Origin of the sequence: Skermanella sp. TT6, assembly GCF_016653635.2 — a bacterium.
Lineage (GTDB): Bacteria > Pseudomonadota > Alphaproteobacteria > Azospirillales > Azospirillaceae > Skermanella > Skermanella cutis.
Genome location: NZ_CP067420.1, coordinates 4451036 through 4473731, shown reverse-complemented (window position 1 = coordinate 4473731; position 22696 = coordinate 4451036). Strand labels below are relative to the sequence as shown.

Here is a 22696-nt window from a genome sequence, read left to right as displayed (position 1 = left end):
CTGCCCCTTCCTCATTCCGCTGCCCGGGGCACGTCGGCGCGCATCGCCTCCGCCCCCGCCAGCACGGCCTTGACGATGTTGTGGTACCCGGTGCAGCGGCAGATGTTGCCCTCCAGCCCCTCGCGGACGGTCTTCTCGTCCAGCCGGCCGTGGGTCTGCGCCAGGTCCACGGCGCTCATCACCATGCCGGGCGTGCAGTAGCCGCATTGCAGGCCGTGGTGCTCGCGGAACGCCGCCTGCATGGGGTGAAGCGTGCCGTCGGCCGCCGCCAGCCCCTCGATCGTGGTGACTTCCGTGCCCTCGGCCTGAACCGCCAGCATGGTGCAGCTCTTGACCGAGCGGCCGTCCACATGGACGACGCAGGCGCCGCACTGGCTGGTGTCGCAGCCGACATGGGTGCCGGTCAGCCCGAGATGCTCGCGCAGCAGCTGAACCAGCAGCGTGCGCCCCTCTACCTCGCGCGTCACGGACTTGCCGTTGACGCTCAGTGTTACCGTTGTGGGCATTTCTGAGCCTTTCCTCGCTAGGATTTTTTATTGCCAAGGCTTTTTATTGGTTGGGACTCGGACGGACCGGGCCGGTCAACTGCCGGCGATCGTATAGAGAATGACGGTGAAGGCGATCACGGCAAGGGCCACCATTCCGACCAGGCGGAGATCGACCGGTTCCTCCCCGGTTGCCCGGGACTCCGCCGCCGGAGCGGCCGCCGTGAAGGCGGCGATGGCGGCCGGCTGGGCAGCCATCTGGCCGCCCGGGACCGCGGCAGGCTCCGGGGCAGGCTCCGGGGCGGGGGCCGACTCGGGCCGGTCCTCCGGGACCGCCCGTTCCCCGGCGTCCTGCGGCCCGCCCACCACCTCGCTGAACTTGGCGAAGAAATCGTCCGCCATCTTGCGCGCCGTGCCGTCGATCAGCCGGGAGCCGATCTGGGCCAGCTTGCCGCCGACCTGGGCGTGGGCGGTATATTCGAGGACGGTGGCGCCGTCGCCGTCCGGCAACAGCTTGACCGCGGCCCCGCCCTTGCCGAATCCGGCGGCCCCGCCGGTCCCTTCGCCGGTGATGGTATAGCCGTTGGGCGGATCGATGTCGCTGAGCGTGACCTTCCCGGCGAACTTGGCCTTCACCGGGCCGACCTTGGCGGTCACCTTCGCGGTCATCTCGGTGTCGGACTGCTTCTCGATCTCCTCGCAGCCGGGGATGCATTGCTTCAGGATGGCCGGATCGTTCAGCGCGGCCCACACGTCTTCGCGCGGCGCCGTGACCCGGTAACTGCCGGACATGTCCATGGAATGGTTCCTCCCGGTCCCGATTTTTCTTGGATGCAGACTAATTGTCGCAGGAGAGTGCGGCACATTAGACTTTCGATCAAGAGCTTGGCACCGGGGGCCGGGAGGAACGGGTCAATCCCGCAGGTCGAAGCGCAGGGTATAGTTGTCCAGCGTCCCGGGCAGCGGCGCGCCGGGATCGATCCTCGCCGGGTCCTTCAGGGCGACCTGCCGGCCGTCCAGCAGGGCCGCCAGCATCGCGCTGCCGAGCATGGGAACCAGGTCGCGCGCGGGACAGATGGCCGGTCCGCCGCTGAACGGGATCAGCGGCCAGCCTCCCTGGCGCACGCCGTCCATCCACAGGTCGGGGGAGAAGCTGTGGGCATAGGGCAGGTTCTCGTCGTCGCGGTGGAAGAAGGGGGCGAAGATGAAGACGCTCGTGTTCTTCGGCATGGTGCCGGTGTCCCACCGCGTCTCGCGGGTCGTTTCCCTCAGCACGGCCGGCGTGGTCGGCCAGAGCCGCAGCGACTCGAGGATGCAGGCCCGCAGGAACGTCAGGTCCCGGCGCCCTTCCGGTCCCGCCGCCCCGATCTCCCGCCGCGCCCGGCCGGCCTGGTCGGGATGCGAGGCCAGCAGCGCCAGCGCCCTGAAGGTCGCCATGCCGCCGGGATCGAAGGCGAAGAACCAGTGCGCCACCTGGTGCGCCGGCGCCGTGTCCGCCGTCTGCGGCGTGGCGGCGATGACCGCGGCCAGGCTGCCCGGCTCGGCCCGCGCCAGATGCCCCTCCAGCCGCTCGTAGAAGCGGTCGCGCAGCCCCTTGCGCTGGGGCCGCAGGAACGCCCAGTTGCCCGCCGCGCGCAGCCGGGCCAGCATGTCGGTCAGGTCCTCGTCGTCGCGCGCCGCGTCGCCCAGCACCACCCGCCGCACCATGTGTTGCCACGACGCGGTGAAATCGTCCCAGGCCAGCTCGCCGCGGGACCCTGCCGTCTTCAGCAGGGCCCGGGCTTCCTCACCCACGACCGCCACGAACCGCTCGCCCATCCGGTGGACCGGGCAGCCGCTGTCCAGCACCTGCTCGTTGAACCGCCGGCGGTCGTCCCGCTTCGGCCCTCGGGAGATCAGCGAGGCGTGCGGTTCCAGGTGCGCGAGGGCCGCCCGCTTCTCCGCGCTTGCGGGGGAGAAAGGCTCCGGCGCGTTGTCCAGCACGGTATGCACGTCCTCCGGCGACAGGATGATCGCCTGGTTGCGGCCCGGGATCGCCAGCATCAGCGGCCCCGGCCCGTACTTGGCCCGCAGCCGCTGCATGCGCCGGACGGCCCGCCCGTCCAGTCCCAGCCGTTCCGCAAGCCCCACCACCCTCGGCCTCCGGATGATGACGCCCTTGGAGATCGTCGGAAGGACGATCTCGGCGACGGCGGCCAGGGTGTCCCGCAGGCTTGCCCTCGGCAGCGGCCCCGGCTTGGCGGCGATATCGGCGGACATGGATTCCCCTCGTGCTGTGCCCTGCTTTTCCATCCCTCCTTTATGCGTTCGGGCGGGGCATCGTTCCGTGGGCGCGGGGAAATCCTCACGGCCGTCCGTTTCTCACCGCGTCGCGGATCCGCTGCCGTTCGATGCCGAGGTCGCGCAGCATCGCGTCGTCCATCGCCGAGAGGTGCTGCTCCAGTCTGCGGTTGGCCCGCTCCCGGAACAGGCGCCGGACGGCGGCCCGCATCCTCCGGAACAGGTGAGCCGGAAGCCGCCCGGCTGCCGGCATCGTGATCTGCTGCAAGGCGAACATGATAGGTCCCTTCGGTTTTATTTGCCGTTCATTAACCATGAGCTGGCGGATCATGGGCGGAGAGGACCTCGGCGACTGTGAACCCGCTTACACGCCCCCGTATTTTCTCCATTTTCCTGCCGGCATTCCGGTTCGGACCCGATGCTTAGACTTTGGTCTAACGCCGCACCCTGGGCAGCGCCCTTGGCAGAACCGTTCCCCGGGGGGTAATTTTGTGCCTGCAGGGGCGGCGCAGGCGGGGGGATCGGTTGGATCGCTCCCGCCGACCGCCCGCAGCCAGGGGAAAGGCGGAGAAACTCAAATGGCCAAGGGGCCTCGCACCGGCCGCGTCGGCGGTCGGACGTCGCGCGTGCCGGCTCTCAAGCACCTGGACAGCCTGGTGAAGGCGGCGCCTCTGCCGCCGCCCGCCGAGGAGGAGGTGCCCGTCCAGCCGACCGGCGCCCTGGGCCGGGCCGCCATCGACGCGCGATCCCCCCGGCTGCGCCGGGGCATGAGTCACGCCCTCGATCCCCGTCAGGCCGCCCGCGACCTGTACGACGCCATAGCCCAGCCCGACATGGCCTTCGTCCTGGTGTTCTGCTCGCCCCAGTACGATCTGGAAGCGCTCGGCCCCGCGCTGGCCGGCCTGTTCGGCGACACGCTGGTGATCGGCTGCACCACCGCGGGCGAGATCACCCCGGTCGGCTACATGACCGGGTCGATCACCGGGGTCAGCTTCCCGCGCAGCGACTTCTCCGCCGTGGCCGAGCGGATCGACGACCTGGAAGGGTTCGAGATCGCCCAAGCCCATGCCCTGGTGCGCAGCCTGTCCGCCCGCCGGGACGCCGCCCTGGAGGGCGCCGCCCTCGACGCCAGCCTCGACGCCTCCCTGGACGACCGCGAGCCCGTCGCCGGCAAGAGCTTCGCCCTGCTGCTGATCGACGGGCTGTCCGTGCGGGAGGAGCTGGTGGTCAGCTCGATCTATTCGGCGCTCGGCGACATCCCGCTGTTCGGCGGCTCGGCCGGGGACGACCTCCGGTTCACCCGGACCTGGATCCTCCACGACGGGGAGTTCCGCAGCAACGCCGCCGTCCTGGTGCTGGTCGACACGGTGCGCCGCTTCACCGTGTTCCGCACCGAGCATTTCGTCAGCTCCGACCGCAAGATGGTGGTGACGGAGGCCGATCCCGCCCGCCGCATCGTGACGGAGATCAATGCCGAGCCGGCGGGGCGGGAGTATGCACGGATGGTCGGGCTGGAAGGCGAGCCGCTGACCCCGATGATCTTCGCGGCCTACCCCGTCGTCGTGCGGGTCGGCGGCGAATACCATGTGCGATCGATCCAGAAGGTCAATGACGACGAGAGCCTCACCTTCTTCTGCGCCATCGACGAGGGCATCGTGCTGACCGTCGCGGAGGGCGTGGACCTGGTCCAGAACCTGGAGAACCTGTTCAGCCGGCTGCACGACGACGTCGGGGAGCCGGAGCTGATCCTGGGCTGCGACTGCATCCTGCGCAGCCTGGAGATGGAGCAGAAGCAGATCAAGCACCTGGTTTCCAAGGTGCTCGCCCGAAACAACGTGATCGGGTTCTGCACCTACGGAGAGCAGTTCAACGCGATGCATGTCAACCAGACCTTCACCGGCGTCGCCATAGGTGCGCGATGCGAGTCCTGACCCTTGAATCCCCGGCGCCCGAGCCGGGGCAGACGCCGGAACAGCAGCGCATCGCCGAGCTGGAGCGCGAGAACCGGAAGCTGCACCGCATCAACAAGGTCCTGATGGACCGGGTCGAGCGCAGCATGGACTTCCAGGGCAGCGCCTTCTCTCTGTTCCAGACCGCCATCGTGCTGGAGACCAAGGTCCGCGAGCGCACGATCGAGCTGGAGCAGACGCTGCGCGAGCTGGAGCGCTCCAACCGCGACCTCGCCCGCGCCAAGGAGATGGCGGAGACGGTGCAGGCCCGGCTGGCCGAGGCGATCGAGTCCGTCAACGAGGGCTTCGCCCTGTTCGATGGCGACGACCGGCTGGTCATGTGCAACGGCAAGTACCTGGCCTTCTGGCCGGCCTTCGAGGACCGGATCCGGCCCGGCATCGCCTTCGACGAGATCGCCCGGTTGGCGGTGGAGACCCGGTCGGTCCAGGACGTCCGCGACGGCGGGCAGGGCTGGTTCGACCAGCGCATGGTCCAGCACCGCAACCCGCAGGGCCCCTATGTCCACGCGCTGGCAGACGGCCGCTGGATGCAGGTCAACGAGCGGCGCACCCGGGACGGCGGCGTGGTCGGCGTCTATACCGACATCACCGACCTGAAGCGGGACGAGACCCGCCGCCGCGAGCAGGAGTTGGCGGAAAAGTCGGTGCTGCTCCAGGCCACCCTGGACAACATCGCCCAGGGCGTCGCGGTCTATGACAGGGACCTGAAGCTGGTCGCCTGGAACGACAATTTCGCCCATCTGCTCGACCTGCCGCCCGACGTGGTCCGGCATGGTGCCACCTACCAGGACTTCGTCCGCCACAATACCCGCCTCGGCTGGGCGGGGCTCAGCGGCATGGCGATGTCCTACCAGGACCTGGCGGAACGGCCCCTGGCGCTGGAGGAGGAGTGGCAGGGCAGGGTGCTCGACATCCGGCGCACGGTCATGCCGGGCGGCGGCTTCGTCAACACCTACACCGACATCACCGCGCGCAAGCGGAACGAGGAGGCCCTGCGCGACAGCGAGCGGCGCATCCGCACCATCACCGACGCGATGCCGGCCCTGATCGCCTATGTGGACAGCGACCAGCGCTTCCGCTTCGTCAACAAGCCCTACGAGGACTGGTTCAACCGCCCGCGGGAGGAGATCGACGGCCAGCCCATGTGGGTGGCGCTGGGCCGCCAGCATTACGAGCAGCGCCGGCCCAACGTGCTGGCGGCGCTCGCCGGCCAGGAAGTCACCTTCGAGATGGAGCTTCCGGCCGAGAACGGCGCCGTCCGCTACGCGCTGGCGACATACATCCCCCATTTCGGCGAGAACGGCGAGGTCGTGGGCTATTTCGCCCTGATCCAGGACATCACCGAGCGCCGCATGGTCGCCGAGGCGCTGAAGGAATCCAAGGAAAGCCTGGAGCGCCGGGTGGACGAGCGCACCGCCGCCCTGATGGCGCTGAACGGCAAGCTCCACCAGGAGATCGCCGAGCGCAAGCAGATCGAGGAGGCGTTGCGGGTCGCCAAGGCCGACGCCGAGCAGGCCAACCTGTCCAAGACCAAGTTCCTGGCCGCCGCCAGCCACGACCTGCTGCAACCCCTCAACGCCGCCCGCCTGTTCGTCTCGGCGCTCAGCGACCTGGAGCAGACGCCCCAGAACGCCTCGCTGATCGACAATACCGACGTGGCCCTGGCGGCGGTCGAGGACCTGCTGGGAGCCCTGCTCGACATCAGCAAGCTGGACGCCGGCGTCGTCCAGGCGGAGCCCGGCGCCTTCCCGATCGAATCCCTGCTGGGCGCCATGGCGACCGAGTACGCGGCCCAGGCGAAGGAGCGGAACCTGGAGTTCCGCGTCGTGTCGAGCAGCGCCGTGGTCCACAGCGACATCCGGCTGCTCCGCCGCATCCTCCAGAACTTCCTCAGCAACGCCATGCGCTACACCCGCACCGGGCGCGTGCTTCTGGGCTGCCGGCAGGCCGCGGGCCGCCTGCGCATAGAGGTGTGGGACACCGGACCCGGCATTCCCGAGGACAAGCTGGCCGAGATCTTCGAGGAGTTCCGCCGCCTGGGCAACGACCAGAACGCCCGCGACCGCGGCATGGGCCTGGGCCTCGCGATCGTCGAGCGCGTCGCCCGCATGCTCGACCACCGCGTCGGCGTCCGTTCCGTCCCCGGCCGGGGGTCTGTCTTCTCCGTGACCGTGCCGCTCGGCGAGCGCGGCCGCACCATCCGCCCGCCCCAGCCGGCCCCCGCCGCCGTCGCGAACCGGCTCGCCGGCTCCCTGGTGCTGGTGATCGACAACGAGCGCAGCATCCTGTCCGGCATGACCGCCCTGCTGGAGGGCTGGCGCTGCACGGTCGTGACCGCCACCACCGGCGGCGAGGCGATCGGCATCCTGGACCGGATGGAACGCGCCCCCGACATCGCCATCGCCGACTATCACCTGGAGGACGGCGCCACCGGCGTCGCCGAACTGCAGCGCGTCGCCCGCCACTGCGGCGCCCCCATCCCCAGCCTGATCATCACCGCCAACCGCCTGCCCGAGGTCCAGGAGGAAGTCAACGCCAGCGGCTTCCAGCTCCTCAACAAGCCGGTGAAGCCGGCACAACTGCGGTCGCTGATGACGAGCATGCTGAGCTGAGGGGGGAGGCGGAACTTTCCGGACCGGCCGCGAAGGCGGTCTCGCCGGGACGGGAGACTTCACGAGGCGCCCGTGTCCTCGGCCGGGACAGGCACCGCTCCCCCCCGGTTCGCCGTAGGTCGGCCTCGGCCGAAGGCCGACGCCGACACCGCTGCCGGAGCGTCGATGCCGGACATCGGCGTTCGCCCTGGCGGGCGAAGAGCGGCGCGAGGCGCTGGCGCGTCCGGCCTGACCGGACACCCTTTATTTGGCTGCCTTTAGCCTGAGGAAATCCCGGACAAGCCGCACATCATCAGCGAGTTCCCGCAGCGCCGATTCCGCTGCGGAGCCGAAGCGGGCGAGGAAATCGTCGTAAGCGGCGAGGGCATCCTGGCCGCGTCCGAGTTCGCCGAGGGCGACGCCCTTGTTGAGGAGCGCCTTGGCGACCTGTTCGCGCAGGGCCGGTTCGGCTGCGGAGCCGAAGCGGGCGAGGAGATCGTCGTAGGCGGCGAGGGCGTCCTGGTCGCGTCCGAGTTTGCCGAGGGTGACCCCCTTGTTGCGGAGCGCACTGGCGACTTGCTCACGTAGGCCCGGTTCAGCCGCAGAGCCGAAGCGGGCGAGGAGATCGTCGTAGGCGGCGAGGGCGTCCTGGCCGCGTCCGAATTTGCCGAGGGCGATGCCCTTGTTGCGGAGCGCCCTGGCAACCCGTTCGCGCAGCGCCGGTTCGGCCGCGGAGCCGAAGCGGGCGAGGAGATCGTCGTAGACGGCGATTTCGTCCTGGCCGCGTCCGAGTTCGCCGAGGGCGATGCCCTTGTTGACGAGCGCCCTGGCGACCTGTTCGCGCAGCGCCGGTTCGGCCGCGGAGCCGAAGCGGGCGAGGATATCGTCGTAGACGGCGATTTCGTCCTGGCCGCGCCCGAGTTGGCCGAGGGTGATACCCTTGTTGACGAGCGCCCTGGCAACCCGTTCGCGCAGCGCCGGTTCGGCCGCGGAGCCGAAGCGGGCGAGGATATCGTCGTAGACGGCGATTTCGTCCTGGCCGCGTCCGAGTTCGCCGAGGGCGATGCCCTTGTTGACGAGCGCCCTGGCGACCTGTTCGCGCAGCGCCGGTTCGGCCGCGGAGCCGAAGCGGGCGAGGATATCGTCGTAGACGGCGATTTCATCCTGGCTGCGCCCAAGTTTGTCGAGGGTGAGGCCCTTGTTGACGAGCGCCCTAGCGACCTGTTCGCGGTGATCCGGATGCTGTGATGTTGCCAGCCTGTCGTCCACCTCCATAAAGGTGCCGATTGCCTCGTTCAACTTTCCTAGGTTGTACTGGCATTTTCCCCAAAGGTTTTTTGCCTCGGCCCACTCCTTCCCAGGCCGGGATGCACCAATCGCCTTTTCGGCACAGAACAATGCTCTCGTGTAATCTGGAGTGCTTGCGCTCGTGAGGCTCTTCGCCTCGTTGATCCAATAATCGAACGTAGGCTCGGCGGTGGGCGAACGGACCGCGCCGGAGATCGACGAGGCGGCTTTCGCGACTGGGTCGAGCATCGAAGATCCGCGTGCCGTCATCAGATGATTCCGAAGCCAGCTTGCCAGATGGACTTCGAGAGCGTCAGTGAAGTCGGCGCTATGCACGTACTGTCGAAACAGGTATCGTTTCTCGTCTTCGATCCGCCTTTTGAATTCCAGAACCGCCTTCAATTGTGGTCCCGGATCGTTTCGTTTGCTTTTGTCCACGTCCTTGAAGAAAAGCGCGATATTGTAGATCTTGGCCGCACGGTACAGCTCCTCCGCAAGCGCGAATTCCTCCTCAGTGCCCGAACTGTAGGTCGGCCCGGTCGGAGAGCCCCAGCGGTCGTGCAGCACGAACACGGCGTAGTCGCACTGCTTGAGATCCTCGTTGATCAACGCCTGCGGACGCCCGACGCCTGCGGTCGTATCTTCCCATCCGACGGGATGGAACATGACGTCATGATGTCCGCCATGCACGATCGAATACCGGTCGAGCAGCTGCTTGAAACTGTTGCGCTCTTCTTCCAATCCGCCCGGAGACCCGATGAAGACGCGATATTGGGTAATCGATTTTGGCACTGCGCTATCCTTGCCCTATGCCGGTATTCACGTCGTCATGGGAGTTCCGCTGACGGCCATCGGCCAGCAAGATAGCCAAGAAGGATCGCAGGCGGAACAGCAATCTACCTCTTAAGATATAAGATGCCGAGGGGCGGCTGAAACGAACGCGCCAAGACCTTGCCGCGTCATTCTGTCAAAGCCTGTTTGACTGCGATCTGAAGAATTCAATTTGCCTGCAGCAGCACTGCATTCTTGTAGGTCGGACTTCGCCCCTCTTCGGGCGAACGCCGAGACGACGCGAACGGTGACAAGGGCGTCGGCAATCGAGACGTTGCGACCCGCCAGCGAAGTGCTGTCGGAGTTCGCCCCAAGAGGGGCGAAGTCCGACCTACGAGTGCCGGAATAGAATAACTTGGTGGTCAGTCAAACAGGCTCTGATAGCGAGGCTAATCTAACCGTCGACCTCCTCCTCAGGCATCATCCCCGTCCGCAAATACTCGTACGCCCGCCACCGCTCGTCATGCGGCATGCGGGCGCGGCGCAGCGGTTCGGCTTCGACGAACAGCATGCGGCGGCGGAAGGCTAGGGGGCTTTCGACCAGCAGAATCGGCTTCTCGGCTTCCACGCCTTCGGGAAACCAGATGCGGCGGAGGAACCGGCGGGGATGGTCGGACCATTCGGGCGGATCGCCCAGCTTCCAGCGGCGGGCCAGGTGCTCGCCGACGGCACCGACATAGGCGTCGATGATATCGTCGCCGACGAACTCGGGAGCCTCTTCGATGCGGGCGCGGCGGCTGGACGGCTCGCGGTCCAGGTAGAACTCGTCCAGGAATTCGCCGAGCGCCACGCCGAACTTCTGCTCTCCGGCGCTATAGCGTCGGATCGCCTCGGCCAGCGTTCCAGGTCGGAGCTTCAGGTTCGCCGGCACTTCCATATCCTCGGAGGATGTCGTCGATCTTGGCGGCGATCCGCGCATTGATGCCAGGAACCGCAGGATAGCAGAGCCTGATCAGGCCGGCCAACTGATCCGGGCTCTTCAGTCCGGTCAGCCGCATCAGCAGATACAGGTCCCTGCGATCCCGCGCCATCCCGTCCGGGTCGTCGCGCCGGTTCGCCAGCAGCTTCATCGCCAGCATGTATTCCGGTGTCGGCAGGAAGACTCTCAGCCCGATCTGCCCGCCCGCGGGATATTCCCCGAAAGGAAGGAGATTGGGTTGCGGGTTGCCTTTCGGGGGAGCGACGCTTTTCACAGCCTGGTTCAGCCAATTGTCCGGCAATCCGAGCCTTTGGCCGACTCTGTCGGCAAGTTCGTAGCCGAACCCGCGCTCGCTGAGGAACACCGCATCCACGTCGCGGGTAACGTCCCGGATGTCGCTGGCGAGAAGTAGGCAAGATCCGCCATAAACGGCGATCTCGACGACCTTTCCTTCCGAGGCCGCCAGTTCGCCCATCATGTCGAAAGCCTTGATTAGCAGGTCCCTCGATAGTTCGGCCGCACCTTCCGCTCCTTCTACCATGTGTCTCTCCATTCCCCCGGAAGTTCGGCTCGCCCTTGCCCGGATTATGCGCGGGTCGGCTTATTCTGCCGACCCGCGTCTTGAAATCAGGTTCACTCATTTCGAGAGAATGAACTGCCAGCCCCGCGATCCCGCCCTGTACGACCGCCTGACGGCCAGATGACGGCCGGGGCCGACGCGGTGGCGAAGTCCCGGCCCCATCAAGGATCCCCGCATGGATCCGGGCAGAGGGCGCTCACGCTGCCTTGATGCTGGCCAGGAAGCGCTCCACCTCCCCGCGAAGAATCTCGGACTGCTGGGCCAACTGGCCCGCCGCGCTTCGCACCTGGGTGGCGGCGGCGCCGGTCAGGTCCGACGCCTGGGTCACTTGCCCGACATTGGCGGAGACCTCCTGGGTACCGGTCGCCGCCTGGGTCACGTTGCGCGAGATCTCGCCGGTCGCCGCGGTCTGTTCCTCCACCGCCGCCGCGATCGTGACGGTGATGTCGTTGATCTGGCGGATGGTGCCGCCGATCCCCTGGATCGCGTCCACGACCCCGGTCGATGCCGCCTGCATGTTGGTGATGTGGGAGGAGATCTCGTCGGTCGCCTTGGCGGTCGAGGTCGCGAGGTTCTTCACCTCCGACGCGACGACCGCGAAGCCTTTCCCCGCCTCGCCGGCGCGCGCCGCCTCGATCGTGGCGTTCAGGGCCAGCAGGTTGGTCTGGTTGGCGATGTTGGAGATCAGGTTGACCACTTCGCCGATCTTGTGCGCCGCCTCGGCAAGGCCCTGGACCGTGCCGTTGGTCTGCTCCGCCTGCTGCACGGCCGCATTGGCGATCCCGGTGGAGCGGGTGACCTGGCGCGCGATCTCCTGGAGCGAGCCGGACATTTCCTCCGCCGCCGCGGCCACCGTCTGGACGTTGGCCGAGGTCTGTTCAGCCGCGGCGGCCGAGGCGGTGACCTGCCGGCTGGTTTCCTCCGCGATGGCGGACATGCTCTGCGCCGTGCTGTCCAACTCGGTGGCGGCCGCGCTCACGGTCCGCAGGATGCCGGTGACGCCCTGGTCGAAGTTGCGGACCAGCATGTCGATCTCGGCGGCGCGGTGCTCCTTGACCCTGCGCTCCTCCGCCTGGGCCGCTTCCAGGCGCTCCCGCTCGACCGCATTCTCCTTGAAGACCAGCAGGGCGTCCGCAAGGGCGCCGATCTCGTCATGGCGGTCCCTGTAGGGCACCTCGCCCGAAACGTCCCCCCGGGCCACGCGCCGCATGGCTTCGACGATACCGCCGATCGGGGTCGTGACACGACCGCGGACCATCCTGAGCCCGGTGATCGCAAGGACGAGCGCGGCCACGAAGATGGCCCCGTTGAAGGTCAGCGTGGTCGCGGCCGCCTCTTCCATGCGTGCGGCATGCCGGTTCATCTCGTCGAGCGCCACGTTGGCCACCGCGTCCAGGTCGGACTGCGACTTGTCGGCCAGGAGGTTCAGGTCATCCAGCCGAACCGGCAGATCCTGTCCGGCGCCGATCGCGGCCAGGACGGCCTCTCGCTTTTGCAGATAGTCGTTGATGTAGCTGCGCTCCGCCGCGGCAACCGCGTTCCTGACGGGTTCGAGCGCGCCCGGGCGCTGCGCAGCCTCCTTGACCATCCGCCATGCCGTGTCCAGCCGGCCGCGGGCGAGCGCCATCTGGAGCCGGTCCTCGGCGGTGACTCCCTGCTTCGCCACGGCGCTGTCGAACGTCACGCGGATGGGGGTGGAGGCTTCACGCGCGATCACGGCGGCGTCCTTGATGCCGATGAGCTCGCTGAACACGGGATCCATCGCGCGGGCCGGCTCCAGCAGGACGTTGGAGATCCTGGCGAGCAGCTCCAAAGTGCCTCCCGCGGTTCCCATCCACGTGTCGATCAGATGCTTGGGACGCTGGCCGGGCTCGACCTGCAAGGCGGCATCCGCATTGCGGCGGAGGGCGTTCAGCTTATCCATGGCATCACGGACCGCGGCCTCGTCCAGGCCCGCTCCGCAAGGCACGCGGGCGCAAATCCCTGCCACGACGTTCACGACGTCCGAGGATTGGCCGCGCCAGCCCGGCAATTTCTCCAGCGTCGCCGGTTCGGCGCCGACGGGGTGCAGAAGCACCCGGCGGGTGGCGCCGCGTTCGAGCCGGATCGCCTGCATCGACTTGAAGACGTCGTATGATGCCTGGGTCACCCCCTGTATCGTCCGTACTTCCGAAAAGGTCCTGAAAGATTTGACACTGTCCAGGATAATCAAAGAAACCAGGAAGGCCAGGATGCTACAGAATAGGAGCGTCAACATTGTTCTGATGCTGACGCTTTTGAGCGACTCCATGATTTGTCTCCACAAGGCGTGAGGGAACGGCCGAGCGCGGCTGATCGATGATTCGGTGCCTGGCCTCCCCCCATGGACGAATTTTCCGAGGGGAAGCCGACGGCAGATCAGGACGGCGGTTTCCAGGGTCCCGGTCCGATCGGGCGGTCGGGACAAGACCCTGTTTTCCGTGTGGATACTGGCCTTTTTTTCCGGAGCAATTGAACATAATTTTATTCGTATATATTTGGGTGTAGTGCTCTTGAGCGGGCCGGTCGCGGCAGGCGTGCCGCGGGAGATCCGGAGCCGCATGCCGGCCCCGCCCTCGGCAAGCGCGATCGGCTTTCGAAGGCTCCGGCTGCACGGCCCGGCGGTTGGCGTGCCGGCCAAGCGGGGACCTATAGGCGCTAACTTTGAACGTTTCGGATCGATACTCCGAATAAGTCGCCCACCTTTTCCATCATACCCGGACTTGATCCACGGCTGTCCGGCACGGTTGTTGCGTACTGCTCACAAGCCTGAACTCAAGGCGGAACTACCCCTTTTCCGTCATGGCCGGACTTGATCCGGCCATCTTTCACGGGAAGCATCGGCGCCTCCGTGCCTTGAGATCCGCGGGTCAAGCCCGCGGAGGACGAACTGAAGGAGAAAACGGTCACTAGAAATGTTCTCAATGGTTGATCAGCAACCGCCGTGCCGGACAGCCGTGGACTTGATCCGGCCATCTTTCACGGGAAGCATCGGAGCCTCCGTGCCTTGAGATCCGCGGATCAAGCCCGCGGATGACGAACTGAAGGAGAAAACAATGGCTAAAAATGTTCTCAATGGTTGATGAGCAAGTACCGTGCCGGACAGGCGTGGGTCGAGCCCGGTCATGACGACAAAAAAGAGGAAAAAGCCGCCAGAAAAGCGTGTCCCGGTTGGTTGAGCAATCATCGTGCCGGACAGCCGTGGATCAAGTCCGGGTATGACGGAGTTTACCAAAAATGCTTTAAGTTAGCACCTATGAGGCGGGGACCGGGCCGGATGATGCCCTCGGGGTCCGCCACGCGGCTCCCGGGGCGTCCCGGACCGGCCCCCGCGTCCTCACACCGAGAAGTATTTCGCCCGGGGGTGATGCACGACGATCGCGCTGGTGCTCTGCTCCGGGTGGAGCTGCGACTCGTCGCTCAGCTCCACGCCGATCTGCCCGGCGTCCAGCAGCTTCAGCAGCTGGTCCTGGTCCTCCAGCCTGGGGCAGGCCGGGTAGCCGAAGCTGTAGCGGCTGCCGTGATAGCCCTGCTGGAGCATCTTCTCCATGTCGCGGTCGTCCTCGGCCGAGAAGCCCAGCTCGGCGCGGATGCGCTTGTGGACATACTCGGCCATGGCCTCGGCCATCTCGACGCCCAGCCCGTGCAGGTACAGGTAGTCCTGGTACCGGTTCTCGGCGAACCAGTCGCGGGCCACGTCGCTCGCCTTCTGGCCCATCGTGACCACCTGGAGCCCGATCACGTCGCGGTCCGACGGCCCGCGGGACACGTCGCGGAAGAAGTCGGCGATGCATTCCCCGTCCTCCTTCCGCTGGCGGGGCAGGGTGAAGCGCGCGACCTCGCTCTTGCCGTCCTCCTGGTACAGGATCACGTCGTTGCCGTCGGCGGCGCATTTCCAGTAGCCGTAGACCGCCTGGGGCACCAGGATCTCCTGCTCGGCCGCGATGGCCAGCATCCGGTTCAGGATCGGCCGGAGCTCCTTCTTCGACCACTCCTTGAACTGGTCCAGCGTCTTGCCGTCCTTCCGGTAGCCCCACTGGAGCTGGTACAGCATCCGCTCGTTCAGGTACGGCACCAGCGTCTTCAGCGGCACGCGCCCGATCACCTGCGGTCCCCAGAACGGGGGGGTCGGCACCGCCACCCCGTCGCCCAGGCGCTCGCGCCGGGCTCGCGCCGCCGCGACGTCCACCGTTCCCGCGTCGGCCTCGACCGGCTGGCCCAGCTTCCGCCGCTGGTTGGTGGCGCGCCCCTGTCGCTTGGCCTGGTTGGCCGCCAGGAAGGTGTCGAACTGGCCGTTGACCACCTTGTCCATCAGCGACAGCCCGTCGAACGCATCGCGGGCGTAGGCGACCCGGCCGCCGGCATAGGCCTTGGCGCAATCGTCCTCCACATAGCCCCGCGTCAGGGCGGCGCCGCCCAGCAGGACGGGGACCTCGATGCCGCCGCGGCTCAGCTCCTCCAGGTTCTCGCGCATCACCACGGTGGACTTGACCAGCAGGCCCGACATGCCGATGGCGTCGGCCTTGTGCTCCTTCGCCGCGCTCAGGATGTTCGTGATCGGCTGCTTGATTCCTAAGTTGACCACGCGGTAGCCGTTGTTGGTCAGGATGATGTCGACCAGGTTCTTGCCAATGTCGTGGACGTCGCCCTTGACCGTGGCCAGCACGATGGTGCCCTTCTCCTGGCCCTCGACCTTCTCCATGTGCGGCTCCAGGTAGGCCACCGCCGCCTTCATGGTCTCGGCCGACTGGAGCACGAAGGGGAGCTGCATCTTGCCGGCGCCGAACAGCTCGCCCACCACCTTCATGCCGTCCAGCAGGAAGCTGTTGATGATCTCCAGCGGCGGATAGCTCTCCAGCGCCTTCGCCAGGTCGGCGTCCAGGTCGGTCCGGTCGCCGTCGACGATCCGCTGCTTCAGCCGCTCGTCGATCGCCGCCGGCCGCTCCTTCTTCACGGCGGATGCAGCCTTGCGCCCCTCGAACAGCGCGATGAAGGCGTGCAGCGGGTCGTACCCCTCGCTCCGGCGGTCGAAGATCAGGTCCTCGGCCGCCTTGACCTCGGCCTCCGGGATCTTGTGCAGCGGCATGATCTTGGAGACATGAACGATCGCCCCGGTCATGCCGCGCTTGACCGCATGGTCCAGGAAGACCGAGTTGAGCACGTGCCGCGCCGCCGGGTTCAGGCCGAACGAGATGTTCGACAGGCCCAGGATGATCTGGCACTGCGGCATCTCCCGGCTGATCGCCTCGATGCCCTCCAGCGTCCACTGGCCCAGCTTGCGGTCGTCCTCGCTGCCGGTCGCGACGGTGAAGGTCAGCGGGTCGAACAGCAGGTCCTCCGGCCGCAGCCCGTGCCGGTTGACCGCAAAGTCGTAGAGCCGCCGGGCGATCTCCAGCTTCTTCTCCGCCGTCTTCGCCATGCCCTCTTCGTCGATGGTCAGCGCGATCACCGCGGCGCCGAACTTCTTCGCCAGCATCAGCCGCTTGGCCGCCGGTTCCTCGCCGTCCTCGAAATTGATCGAGTTGATGATCGGCTTGCCGCCGTGGCGCGCCAGCGCCTGCTCCAGCACGGTGTATTCGGTGCTGTCGATCACCAGCGGCGCCGTGACCGACCCGGTGAAGCGGGTGATCACCTCGTTCATCTCCGCCGCCTCGTCGCGGCCGACGAAGGCGGTGCAGACGTCCAGCGTGTGGCTGCCCTCCTTCACCTGGTCGCGCGCCATCTCGACGCAGCCGTCCCAGTCGTGGCGCTCCTGCAGTTCGCGCCACTTCTTGGAGCCGTTGGCGTTGCAGCGCTCGCCGATCGACAGGTAGGCGTTCTCCTGGCGGAGCGACACCTGGCCGTAGAGCGAGGCGACCGACGGGATCCAGTGATGGGTGCGCGGCTTGACCGTCGGCCGGATCTGCCCGGCCCCGGCCAGCCGGCGCAGCATCGCGTCGGTCGCCTGGATGTGCGGGATGTTGGTGCCGCAGCAGCCGCCGACCAGGTTCAGCCCGTCGTCGCGCACGAAGCGCTCCAGCCAGTTCGCCAGCTCGTCGGCCAGCAGGGGATAGCGGGTGGCGCCGTTGACCAGCTCGGGCAGGCCGGCGTTCGGCTGGACCGAGATCAGGCCCGGCCAGTTCTCCGCCAGCCACTTCACGTGCTCCGACATCTCGGCCGGGCCGGTGGCGCAGTTCAGGCCGATCAGCGGCACGTCCAGCGCGTGGATCACCGTGGCCGCCGCCGCGATGTCGCTGCCGACCAGCAGGGTGCCCGTGGTCTCCACCGTGACCTGGACGAAGATCGGGGTGTCGGTTCCGGCCTCCTTCCTGGCGACCTTCACGCCGTTGACCGCCGCCTTGATCTGGAGCGGGTCCTGGCAGGTCTCGATCAGGATGGCGTCGACGCCGCCGGCGATCAGGCCGCGCGCCTGCACCGTCAGGGCGTCCTCCAGCGGCTGGTAGGCCACGTGGCCCAGGCTGGGCAGCCGCGTGCCCGGGCCGACCGAGCCCAGCACGAAGCGCTGGCGGCCGTCCTTGAAGCTCTCCGCCGCCTCCCGCGCCAGCTCGCCGGCTTTCTGGTTGATCTCGAACGCCTTGTCCGGGATGTCGAACTCGCCGAGCGTGATCGGCGACGCGCCGAAGGTGTTCGTCTCCACCATGTCGGCGCCGGCCTCGAAGTATCCGCGGTGGATCTCCCGGACCAGATCGGGCCGGGACAGGACCAGCACGTCGGTGCAGTTCTCCATGCCCCAGTAGTCGCGTTCGACGTCCAGGTCGAGCGCCTGCACCCTGCTGCCCATGCCGCCGTCGCACAGCAGGACGCGTTCTTTGAGAAGGTCGAGGAGATGGGCCATGGTTCTTCCGTCTCGGTGTGTTTCTACGGGTCGGCGTCCGTTACGACGCGGCGGCGGGCAGGGCTTCGGCGGCTTCGCGCTTCGGCCGGACGCCCAGCATGTGGCAGATGCCGACCGTCAGTTCGGCGCGGTTCAGGGTATAGAAGTGGAAGTTCCCGATCCCTTCGGCATGGAGCAGGCGGCACTGCTCGACCGCCACGGTCGCGGCGACCAGCTGCCTCGTATCGGGGTCGTCGTCCAGCCCGGAGAACAGGTCGGCCATCCAGGGCGGGATCGCGGCGCCGCAGCTCCCGGCGAACTCGATCGCGCGGGTGAAGTTGGTGATCGGCAGGATTCCCGGAACGATCGGCACGGTGATGCCGGCCGCCGCCGCCCGCTCGACGAAGCCCATGTAGGCGCCCACGTCGAAGAAGAACTGGGTGATCGCCCGGGTGGCGCCGGCGTCGATCTTGCGCTTCAGGTTGTCCAGGTCGTGCGCCGCGCTGGCCGCCTGCGGGTGGCTCTCGGGGTAGGCCGCGACGCTGATCTCGAAGTCGGCGACCCGCTTCAGTCCCTCGACCAGGTCGGCGGCATAGGCGTAGCCGCCGGGATGCGGCTCGTAGGCGGTGCCGACGCCGGTGGGCGGATCGCCGCGCAGCGCCACGATGTGGCGGATGCCGCTGTCCCAGTAGGTCCGGGCGATCGCGTCGATCTCCTCCCGGGTGGCGCCGACGCAGGTCAGGTGGGCCGCCGCCGGGATGCCGGTCTCCTTCTGGAGGCGGCAGACCGTCGCGTGGGTGCGCTCCCGCGTGGTGCCGCCGGCGCCGTAGGTGACCGACACGAACTCCGGCCGGAGCGGGGCCAGCTTATGGACCGCCTGCCACAGGGTCTGCTCCATCTTCTCGGTCTTGGGCGGGAAGAACTCGAAGCTGACGGCCAGGTCCGCCGGCAGCGGGACATCGAGCCGCAGGCCGGTCCGCGCGATCACGCCGGCATGCCGGTCAAGACCTGAAAGGGTCGGGCTGGGGGAGGCCACGCTCATTCAATTCACTCCGAGGGTCGAAAGGGTGGGGACGGCGGCGTCCGCGACGGCGGGGCGGGGGCCGTCCTCGCGGGTGGCCGGCCAGAGATTGACGGTCAGCGGATCGCCGGGCAGCCGGACGACCGGGCCGGCGGCCATGCCGGCCGCGCGCAGCCAGCCGGTGACCTCCTCGTCGCCGAAGCCGAGCCGGCGGTGGGCATGCTCGGTGCGCAGGGACTCGAGATCGTGGCGGGCGAAATCGACGATCACCAGCCGGCCGCCGGGGCGCAGCACCCGCGCGGCCTCGGCCAGGACGTCGGCCGGCTCCTCGACGAAATGAAGCACCTGGTGGATCACCACGGCGTCGAACGAGGCGGACGGCAGCGGCAGCTGGTACATGTCGGACTGGCGGACCTGGCAATTGCGCAGGCCGGCGCGCTCCAGGTTGGCCCGCGCGATCGCCAGCATCTCCCGCGACAGGTCGATGCCCAGGGCGCGCTCGGCGCGCGGCGCCAGCAGTTCCAGCATCCGGCCGGTGCCGGTGCCGAGGTCCAGCAGGTCCTGGATGCCGGAGGCGGGGAACAGCCGCAGCAGCGCCGCCTCGACCTCGCGCTCGGGCACGTGGAGCGACCTCATCTCGTGCCAGCGGGCGGCGTTCTCGCGGAAATAGTCGGCGGCGGCCTCGGCCCGGGCGCGCTTGATCGCGTTCAGCCGCTCCAGGTCCAATGCTAGGGTCGCGTCGTCCCGCGGCACCGCGTCGATCAGCGTGCGCGCCAGGTCGGCGAAGGCGCCGCGCTCGGCCAGGCGGTAGAACGCCCAGGTCCCTTCCCGGAAGCGGTCGAGCAGTCCCGCGTCGCACAGCAGCTTCAGGTGCCTGGACACGCGCGGCTGGCTCTGGCCCAGGATCTGGGTCAGCTCGGTCACGGTCAGCTCGCCTTGGGCGCACAACGCCATCAGCCGCAACCGGGTCGGTTCCGCCGCCGCCTTGAGTGCCGTGAGCAGTGAGTCCATTCCCTTGCCTGTCCCAGTGTGCCGGAGATGTGTGCCGATGCCGTTCCCGTCGATCGATATATAAAGATATCTTTATGCGACGTAAACGCCTTTTCTGGGAAAAACGGCGGGGCGGGCTCGCCCGCTCCCACGGCTGCCGTGCCGCGGCGGTGGCATCTGGTCAAAAACCATTCCGTATGTTACCTCAAGACGATCCGCGCCTTCTGCGACGTCGGACCGTGGCGGCACCGGCCCCCGATCCTCCTCTTCTGGATGAGCGAATTATCCATGAACCTGTCTGGCTTCCCGCGCTTTCGCGGTTCCGTTGCCGCCGTTGCCCTGCTCGTCTGCGGCTCGGTCCTGTCCGGATGCGTCCTGCCCCCGCGCGACGATCCCGCGGCCCTCGCGGCCTACCAGGAGGCGAACGATCCGCTCGAAGGCTTCAACCGGGCGATCTTCGGCTTCAACGAAGGCACCGACATCCTGCTGATCCGCCCGGCCGCGGAAATCTACCGCGGCATCGTGCCCAACCCGGTTCGAGACGGCATCCGCAATTTCCTGCGCAACCTGCGCAGTCCGCTGACGATCGCCAACGAGCTGCTCCAAGGCGACTGGGCCGGGGCCGAGGTGGCGACCAAGCGCTTCCTGGTCAACACCACCGTCGGCATCGGCGGCCTGATGGACGTGGCGGCCGACCACGGCCTGGAATACCAGGCGGAGGATTTCGGGCAGACCCTCGCCGTGTGGGGCGTGCCGGAAGGCCCGTACCTGGTGCTGCCGCTGCTGGGCCCATCCAACTTCCGCGACACGACGGGCATCGCGGCCGAGGCTTTCGGCGACCCGGTCAACCTGTGGGCCGCCAACACCGACCGCGACGGCATCACCCTGGGGCGCGCGATCGCCGGCGGCATCGACACCCGCTCCCGCCTGATCGAGCCGATCGACGACCTGCGCCGCAACTCGCTCGACTACTACGCCTCCCTGCGCAGCCTGTACCGACAGAACCGAATCAGCGAGATCAACGACGGGCGGACGACGGCCGAGGAATACCCCGAATTCCCGGAGTTTCCCGAGGACGAGGCGCCGCCGGTTGACAATTCCGGCGGAACGTCTAAGTCCAGCACGCCATGATCACACGCCGCTTCTTCATCGCCTGCGCCGCGCTGCTCGCCTTTGCGGGTACCGTCGCGCTTCCCACCGCTGGCCGCGCCGACGCCCGTTCGGAAGCGGCAGCCAAGTTCATCCAGGACCTGGGCGCCCGCGCCATCGACGTCCTGGTCAAGCCCGACCTGGGCCGCCAGGAATCCATGCAGCGGTTCCGCGTGCTGCTGAACGAGGGCTTCGACGTGCCCTACATCAGCCGCTTCGTTCTGGGCCGCACCTGGAACACGGCGACTCCGGCGCAACAGCAGGAGTACGGGTCGCTGTTCGAGCGGCTGATCGTCCAGGTCTATGCCGACCGATTCGCGCAGTATTCCGGGCAGAACCTGGACGTCAACGAGACCCTGAAGATCACCGGCCACCGGCCGGAAGGCGAGAACGACGCCATCGTGACGTCGCAGATCATCCGCCCCGACGCGCCGCCCGTGGCCGTGGACTGGCGGGTGCGCCAGCGCGGCGACGCCATGAAGGTGATCGACGTCGCGGTCGAAGGGGTCAGCATGAGCGTGACCCAGCGCTCCGAATTCTCCTCCGTCGTCCAGCGCGGCGGCGGTCAGATGGAGGCCCTGCTGCAGACCTTGCGCCAGCGTGTCGGTTCCGCCGGCTGACGACTCCCGACACCCTCGCGACGCCTGCGAAGAAGCCGCCCGGCCGGGCGGCTTTTTTGTTGCCCCGGCCGGGGAGGCCCGATTTCCGGGAACATCACCCGGGCTCCCGGGTTGGTTCAACAGGTAGGGCAGGGGGAGATGATGGAACTCAAGGAATATCCGCTTCTGCATCAGGTCGATCTGATGCTGGCCTTGCTGAAGGTCGCGACCGAAGGCCGGGCCACGCTGGACGACGCGCTCTCCAGGCTGAAGGGGAACCTGCGGTCGGTCGGCGAGCCCCTGCCGGTGCCCGACTCGGAGATCCGCGGGGAACTCGCCCGCGCGCTGGACAGGCTGACGCAGGCCGTCCTTCTGGAACCCGCCGGGGACGGCGGTTTCAGGATCACGCCGCGCGGCATGAGGACGCTGGCGGAGCATCCCGGCGGCGTCGACGACAGTGTGCTGATGCGGTTCCCGGAGTTCCGCGCCTTCATCGACCAGGAATCCGGGGGTCGGCCGGCCGGCCGGAAGACGGTTTTCACCGGCCGGACGGACGACCCCCGGATCATCGAATACGACGAGGGCTATGCCGCCTTCCACGACGGGCAGCCCCTGCAGGCCAATCCCTACGAGGCGGACCGGGTCATGCACCTCGCCTGGGAGAATGGCTGGTGCCAGGCCCGTGACGACTCGCTCCGGGGCGAAAGCTGGAGCGCCGCCGTCCGCAAGGCCTGAGCGGACAGGCGTGCCCGGCATCGGACGATCGTCCGAGGCATGGGAGGGGTCGCGGTTCGTGGTGCATCCGGACGCAGATCCGCGGCTCTCGCGCCGGCTCGCCGCCGGCGTGCTGGCCGCAGCCGGCCGGGTCGCCAGGGAACAGGGCGTGACCTGTTACCTCACCGTTTCGGACCCGGTGCTGGAGCGGGTGCTGGTCTGGGCCGGTGCCGCACCCCGGCGCCTCGGGACGCCGGTAGTGGACCGCCACGGGTTCACCGCCCTGGCCCTGGAGATCGACTCCGGACCGGCGACGATCGCCCGGCTGGACATGGCGGCGCAGGGCGAGCGTGTGAAGATGGCGGCATAAGGGTCGCTCGCTGACAGGGGTGAACCGGGTGCGATCACGCCTTGTCGTGGTGAGCACCCGCTTACGGCGCTCTCACCG

The 22696-nt window shown here is 67.8% G+C and carries 17 protein-coding genes; 6 read left to right on the top strand and 11 right to left on the bottom strand.

Annotated features, from left to right (window positions below; translation table 11 throughout):
• Positions 1-11 precede the first annotated feature (11 nt).
• The 4 genes from IGS68_RS20835 to IGS68_RS20820 all read right to left on the bottom strand — a co-directional run bounded on the left by IGS68_RS20835 (position 12) and on the right by IGS68_RS20820 (position 3042).
• Positions 12-506, bottom strand: a complete 495-nt coding sequence (locus IGS68_RS20835) for a (2Fe-2S)-binding protein (protein ID WP_201073402.1) — start codon at positions 504-506, stop codon at positions 12-14.
• Between the two features lie 75 nt (positions 507-581).
• Positions 582-1277: an SRPBCC family protein gene (locus tag IGS68_RS20830; RefSeq protein WP_371821828.1), complete on the bottom strand. Its 696-nt coding sequence runs from the start codon at positions 1275-1277 to the stop codon at positions 582-584.
• A gap of 120 nt (positions 1278-1397) precedes the next feature.
• A complete protein-coding gene (locus IGS68_RS20825; protein WP_201073398.1) occupies positions 1398-2744 on the bottom strand; it encodes a cytochrome P450 in 1347 nt (448 codons plus the stop codon).
• Between the two features lie 85 nt (positions 2745-2829).
• Positions 2830-3042, bottom strand: a complete 213-nt coding sequence (locus IGS68_RS20820; protein ID WP_201073391.1) for a DUF1127 domain-containing protein — start codon at positions 3040-3042, stop codon at positions 2830-2832.
• Between the two features lie 301 nt (positions 3043-3343).
• Here IGS68_RS20820 and nosP point away from each other — a divergent pair, with 301 nt between their 5' ends.
• Together nosP and IGS68_RS35665 are read left to right on the top strand one after the other, a co-directional pair.
• Positions 3344-4696: a nitric oxide-sensing protein NosP gene (nosP, locus tag IGS68_RS20815; protein ID WP_247881005.1), complete on the top strand. Its 1353-nt coding sequence runs from the start codon at positions 3344-3346 to the stop codon at positions 4694-4696.
• The gene (locus IGS68_RS35665) at positions 4684-7347 is read left to right on the top strand and encodes a NahK/ErcS family hybrid sensor histidine kinase/response regulator (RefSeq protein ID WP_247881004.1); all 2664 of its coding nucleotides are present in this window, start codon (positions 4684-4686) and stop codon (positions 7345-7347) included. The genes nosP and IGS68_RS35665 overlap by 13 nt, the downstream gene beginning before the upstream one ends.
• Before the next feature lie 243 nt (positions 7348-7590).
• Here the strand turns inward: IGS68_RS35665 and IGS68_RS20795 are convergent, their stop codons facing one another.
• From IGS68_RS20795 to IGS68_RS20765, 7 genes are all read right to left on the bottom strand, one after another.
• Positions 7591-9405, bottom strand: coding sequence for a tetratricopeptide repeat protein (locus IGS68_RS20795; protein WP_201073389.1), 1815 nt, complete (start codon positions 9403-9405; stop codon positions 7591-7593).
• 433 nt (positions 9406-9838) lie between these two features.
• Positions 9839-10315, bottom strand: a complete 477-nt coding sequence (locus tag IGS68_RS20790) for a hypothetical protein (RefSeq protein ID WP_201073387.1) — start codon at positions 10313-10315, stop codon at positions 9839-9841.
• Complete coding sequence (locus tag IGS68_RS20785) at positions 10257-10904, bottom strand: PIN domain-containing protein (RefSeq protein ID WP_201073385.1); 648 nt, start codon at positions 10902-10904, stop codon at positions 10257-10259. Before IGS68_RS20785 ends, IGS68_RS20790 begins: the two co-directional genes overlap by 59 nt.
• A 235-nt stretch (positions 10905-11139) precedes the next feature.
• The gene (locus tag IGS68_RS20780) at positions 11140-13092 is read right to left on the bottom strand and encodes a methyl-accepting chemotaxis protein (RefSeq protein WP_247881003.1); all 1953 of its coding nucleotides are present in this window, start codon (positions 13090-13092) and stop codon (positions 11140-11142) included.
• A 1206-nt stretch (positions 13093-14298) separates the two neighbouring features.
• Positions 14299-17796 (bottom strand): methionine synthase, encoded by a 3498-nt coding sequence (gene metH, locus IGS68_RS20775; protein ID WP_201073382.1) that lies wholly within the window; start codon positions 17794-17796, stop codon positions 14299-14301.
• Positions 17797-17836: 40 nt separating this feature from the next.
• Entirely contained in the window at positions 17837-18673 is an 837-nt protein-coding gene (gene metF, locus IGS68_RS20770) for a methylenetetrahydrofolate reductase [NAD(P)H] (protein WP_247881403.1), read from the bottom strand.
• A gap of 144 nt (positions 18674-18817) precedes the next feature.
• The gene (locus tag IGS68_RS20765) at positions 18818-19807 is read right to left on the bottom strand and encodes an ArsR/SmtB family transcription factor (RefSeq protein WP_201073371.1); all 990 of its coding nucleotides are present in this window, start codon (positions 19805-19807) and stop codon (positions 18818-18820) included.
• 267 nt (positions 19808-20074) lie between these two features.
• On the opposite strand from IGS68_RS20765, the gene IGS68_RS20760 reads away from it, so the two are divergent.
• The 4 genes from IGS68_RS20760 to IGS68_RS20745 all read left to right on the top strand — a co-directional run bounded on the left by IGS68_RS20760 (position 20075) and on the right by IGS68_RS20745 (position 22618).
• Positions 20075-20917, top strand: a complete 843-nt coding sequence (locus IGS68_RS20760) for an MlaA family lipoprotein (RefSeq protein ID WP_201073370.1) — start codon at positions 20075-20077, stop codon at positions 20915-20917.
• Positions 20914-21555 carry an MlaC/ttg2D family ABC transporter substrate-binding protein gene (locus IGS68_RS20755; protein ID WP_201073368.1) on the top strand — a complete coding sequence of 214 codons (642 nt, stop codon included), beginning with the start codon at positions 20914-20916 and terminating at the stop codon, positions 21553-21555. Before IGS68_RS20760 ends, IGS68_RS20755 begins: the two co-directional genes overlap by 4 nt.
• A 138-nt stretch (positions 21556-21693) precedes the next feature.
• Positions 21694-22269, top strand: coding sequence for a ribosome modulation factor (locus IGS68_RS20750; protein WP_201073366.1), 576 nt, complete (start codon positions 21694-21696; stop codon positions 22267-22269).
• A gap of 58 nt (positions 22270-22327) precedes the next feature.
• Entirely contained in the window at positions 22328-22618 is a 291-nt protein-coding gene (locus IGS68_RS20745; protein WP_206379342.1) for a hypothetical protein, read from the top strand.
• Positions 22619-22696: the final 78 nt, after the last annotated feature.